Origin of the sequence: Streptomyces sp. NBC_01320, from assembly GCF_035974375.1 — a bacterium.
Lineage (GTDB): Bacteria > Actinomycetota > Actinomycetes > Streptomycetales > Streptomycetaceae > Streptomyces > Streptomyces yanii.
In genome coordinates this window covers 261,933-266,538 of the sequence record NZ_CP108391.1, presented here as the reverse complement: position 1 = coordinate 266,538, position 4,606 = coordinate 261,933, and the positions used below count along the sequence as shown (strand labels likewise).

Annotated in this window: 3 protein-coding genes; all 3 read right to left on the bottom strand. The window is 65.6% G+C overall.

Annotation, left to right across the window (positions count from 1 at the left end):
• Positions 1-186 precede the first annotated feature (186 nt).
• The 3 genes from OG395_RS56675 to OG395_RS56665 all read right to left on the bottom strand — a co-directional run bounded on the left by OG395_RS56675 (position 187) and on the right by OG395_RS56665 (position 4,575).
• Complete coding sequence (locus tag OG395_RS56675; protein WP_327249992.1) at positions 187-531, bottom strand: hypothetical protein; 345 nt, start codon at positions 529-531, stop codon at positions 187-189.
• The gene (locus OG395_RS56670) at positions 521-1,027 is read right to left on the bottom strand and encodes a YbaB/EbfC family nucleoid-associated protein (RefSeq protein ID WP_327249991.1); all 507 of its coding nucleotides are present in this window, start codon (positions 1,025-1,027) and stop codon (positions 521-523) included. The genes OG395_RS56675 and OG395_RS56670 overlap by 11 nt, the downstream gene beginning before the upstream one ends.
• Positions 1,028-1,122: 95 nt before the next feature.
• On the bottom strand, positions 1,123-4,575 hold the full coding sequence (locus OG395_RS56665) for an AAWKG family protein (protein WP_327249990.1): 3,453 nt from the start codon (positions 4,573-4,575) through the stop codon (positions 1,123-1,125).
• Between the last annotated feature and the right edge of the window lie 31 nt (positions 4,576-4,606).

Sequence of the window (4,606 nt, the reverse complement as noted above, 5' to 3'; positions counted from 1 at the left end):
CCGGCTGTCATAGCCCAGGTCCTCATTCCCCGACGCCACACTCGCGCCAACCCAAACCTCGAGAAACTGCCTGAGGCTCGGAGAGAACTCAATCGCCATATCCGTCTTTCTCTATGCTGAAAGTGCTGCCGCAGCGGATGTCCATACGATGCACCGCCCCGTCTCCGGGGCGACGCAACAACCCGTCTAGCGTCTCTCTGTCTGTGATCCCTCGCGGTGGATGTCGTCGAGAGCCAGGTCCTGCGGTTTCTGAACTTGACCCGCCTGCTCGCGGACCGCGTGGATCAGGTTCGCAAATCCCGTGCTGATGGAGCCGACCGCTGAACGGGCCTGTTCATACTCCCTGCGGCACCCCGGGCCAACCTGGTTGGCGAAGTCATCGTCGCAACCCTCCTCGCCCCACCAGCCGACGTAATTTCCATATCCTCGATCGAACTCGGGTTCTAGCCGGTCCGAATATGCGACGGCTTCTCGCAATTTCGAGCAGCCCTGCAGGATGCCGTCGATGTCCGCCGAGTATTCACTGCCCATGCTGTCTCGTTCCCTTCGCCTTCCTGGCGGCGTTTCTCTTCCCAGCGGGCGCGGGCAACGCTTCCGCTTCGTCCTCGTGGATCTCGTCGCGCAGCCGGTCCGTCGCGCTGGACGGCTTTTCCCCCTGCTCCGCTCCGTCGAGGAGCGAGCCGAAGACGTTCTCCCAGTCCACGCCCACGTGGTCGGAGAAGGACCCGTCGCCAATGGCCTTGGTGAGCGGTTCGAAGGTGTCCACCACACGCCGGGCCATCTCCGCGCGAGCCTTCTCGACGGTTTGCAGGACGGCGGAGGACAGTTGGGCGGCTGCCATGTTCTTGTATTTGCCGTCAAGGAATTCCAGGCCGATCAGCGCACCCTGCGAGCCCACCGTGACCTGCACGGACCTGTCCGTGGACCGTGTGGTGACCGTCGCCTGCCTGAGTTCCGAGTCGGCCTTCGACACCGCTTCCTCTGTGGCCTTGATCCGGGCCATGGCGTCAGCCAGACGCTGTTCCATGGATTCCTTCACAGCACTCCTCCTCCGATTTCTTCCAACTGTCCTTGCCGGTCTGGTGCGGGCTCATCGCGCACACGGGCGCGGGAGCGTTCCCGTCACCGCCCAAGCGCTTGCGGCGCGCCGCCCTCGTCCGTGCCCCAGACGTCCTCGTCCTCGGCCAGCCAGGTGGTGCGTTCACGGTCTCCACTCTCGGTGGACTGGTTCTGCTGCGGCCCCATGCCTCCGGCCATCGGCGGGGCGAACGGCATACCGCTGGCCGTCGGCACGGAGCCTCGTGTTTTGACGCTGTTCTCCTGCTCCTCAAGAGTGGTGCCACGTCGGCCGGCACGGCCGACGCCGGGCTCAACCACGGCGCGGGTGCGCTCCGCGGCAGAGCCGCCCTCGCCACCCATCCCGCCGCCTCTGCCGGGTGGGAGGAACATCCCCGGGCTTCCGGGAAATCCGCCGGGGCCGGCGGAGGCATTGGCCGCCAGTTGGTCGTCGCGGCCCAGCGCGGACGCCAGATCATCCTGGTTGTAGAGGTTTCCACCGAATTCCGAGCCGTAGGGCGAGTACGTCGAGGAAAGGCCGCCGGGCCGAGGAAGGCCGTCGATCCGCTGACGGATGAGGTCGTTCATGTCCTTCTGGGGGGCCCGCAGCCGGTCAGACTCGGACTGGATGTCGGCCATGCGCCGGTCATAGTCGGCCTTGGCCTGCTTGCGGGCCTGTTCCGCGTTCTGGCGAGCGTCGTCCCGCTCGTGCTGTGCGGCGTCTTTCTCCCGCTGGTACTCCTGCTTGGCCTTCGCCTCTGCCTGGTCGGCTTTGTGGATGGCGTCCTGCTCGCGGTGGTTGATGTCATCGAGTTTGCGGTCGTACTGGGCCTTGGCGTCCGCGGCGCTGGTCTTCCCGTCGGAGAGCGCCTTCTCGTACTCCTTCTTGGCCTGGGCCCGTTCACGATCGGCCTCTTGATGGGCCTGGTCCCGCTGATCCTTGGCGTCGGCCTGGGCGTGCTCGAAGTCCTGCTTGGCCTGTGCGGCGTGCTGGTTTGCGGCCTGTTCGGCGGTGCCACTCTCGGCTCTGGCATTGGCCAGGTCACGCTGGTATTGGGCGCGGGCGTCGGTCTTGTCCCGCTGCAGGTCGAGCTTGGCCTGCGACTCCTGTTTGAGCGCCTGCTGACGAGCGGCTTCTCGATCTTGGTTAGCCTGGTCGCGCGCTGCCTGCTGCTGCTGGGCGGCCTGCTGACGAGCCTGATCCTGCTCCGTGCGGAGCCGCTCGCGGTCCTGTCCCTGCTGCATGCCCGCTTGTTGCCGGTCCTGGGTGGCCTGCTGACGAGCGGCTTCTCGATCGTGGTCAGCCTGGTCGCGCGCTGCCTGCTGCTGCTGAACGGCCTGCTGACGAGCCTGTTCCTGCTGCTTGCGCGCGTCCTCACGGTCCTTGTCGCTCTGGGCGCGGGCCTCGGCTTCGTGATTGCGGGCATCCGTTCGATCTTTCTCCGCCTGAGCCCGGGCCTCCTGACGGTCCTGCTCCTGCTGCTTGCGAAGCCGCTCGCGTTCAGCGTCGTCCTTGGCCTGCTGCCGGCCCGTCTGGGACAGGGCCATCGACTGCTGTTCGGTAGCCTGCTTCTTGGCCTCCGCGCGGTCCTTCTCCGCCTGTGCGCGGGCCGCGTCCTGGTCCTTCTTCGCCTGCTCGCGATCCTTCTCCTGCTGCGAGCGATCCTGGCCCACCTGCTGACGCGCGTCCGCGCGGTCCTTCTCCGCCTGTGCGCGGGCCGCGTCCTGGTCCTTCTTCGCCTGCTCGCGATCCTTCTCCTGCTGCGAGCGATCCTGGCCCACCTGCTGACGCGCGTCCGCGCGGTCCTTCTCCGCCTGTGCGCGGGCCGCGTCCTGGTCCTTCTTCGCCTGCTCGCGATCCTTCTCCTGCTGCGAGCGATCCTGGCCCACCTGCTGACGCGCGTCCGCGCGGTCCTTCTCCGCCTGTGCGCGGGCCGCGTCCTGGTCCTTCTTCGCCTGCTCGCGATCCTTCTCCTGCTGCGCGCGATCCTGGCCCACCTGCTGACGCGCGTCCGCGCGGTCCTTCTCCGCCTGTGCGCGGGCCGCGTCCTGGTCCTTCTTCGCCTGCTCGCGATCCTCGTCCGCCTGCTTACGCGCGTCCTCGCGATCCTTCTTCGCCTGCTCGCGATCCTCGTCCACCTGCTGACGCGCGTCCGCGCGATCCTTCTCCGCCTGCGCGCGATCCTCGTCCGCCTGCTTACGCGCGTCCTCGCGATCCTTCTCCGCCTGCTTGCGGTCGTTCTCCACCTGCTCCTTGTCGGCGATCTCGCTGAGGGACTGGTGGTCACGGTCGGTCAGGCTGTCGTCGAACGCCGTAGAGACGTCGCGCAGTGCCTCGGCGATGCGCACGATGGACTCAGCGCCCGCCGCGCTCAGCCATTCCTGCGCGTGGTGGTCCCAGCGGCGGACGGCTTCCTCACCGATCGCCTTCCATGTGCTGAGTTCGTGAGGCAGACCGTACTCTTTGCCCTCGATGGTGAGCCCTTGCCGAAAACCCGCGGTCGAGATGAAATATTCGCCAAGCGGGCCTTCGAACCCGAGATAACTATCAATGTCGGTGTGGTCGTACTGGGTGTCGAACAGCTCCAAGCGCAGCTGCTGTAGGAGGTCATAGAGCCAGCGATGCGGGTTTCTGGTATCCCACCACGCAAGCCAGGTGTTGTAGAGATTCTCCGCCTCCTGACGGATCACGGACTGGGCGGTAATCAGGGCCCGGGCGGGCTTCGAGGTAAGCGCGTACCCGTCGATGGACACCTCGCTGGCACCACCGTCGCCGCCGTTGAGCTGCTCGACGTAGCCCTCGTAGTTCTTCCGGAGCTTGTGGACGAGGTGCTTGAAGAGGCTGGCGCCGGTGCCACTCCAGGAGTCGCTCCCCTCCCCGACCTCCTGGCCGTCCCACTCCTCCATACGCTTGGCCGCGTCCTCGAAGAACTTGACAGCTCGATCGAAGGCTTTGCCCACTTCGGTGAAGGAGAGCAGGTCGACGTACGAGCTGTCGTCCACGGTGACGCCACGGTTGCTGTAGCCGTGGGTGCTGTAGGGCTCGTAAGCGATCTGGGAGAGGGCTTCCCCGGAACCGTCGATGTACTGGTACAGGGCCGTGTCGTCCCACTTGACGGACTCACCGTCTTTGTTATCGCGGCCTTTGTCTTTCAGGGCGCCGCTCGTGTGCTCGCTACCGACAAATGACATCTGACCGCCCGGCGCATTGCTTTTGTCCGGGTCAGTGCCAATGAAGGTGATGTACGCCCACCACTTGTCCAGGCTGCTTCCCGCGCCGGGCTCGTTGGCTTGGTAGGGCGCCACGAAGAAGGGTATGACGTAGTCAGTATTGTCGTACCGCCAACCACCGCCAGACACGAAATTGGCGTCGAAATCGGCCCCCCCGTGCGGCATTCGCACGTGCATCAGCGGAATGCCGTCGTTTCCCTTCATGTTGTCGAACAGCGTCTTCCGCTCCGGCAGTATATAGCCGGTGAGCATGTCAACTGCTTTTTTCCAGTAATCGTCGTTGTTCATGCTCGGGTCTGGCATCACTGGGCTCCGCTGC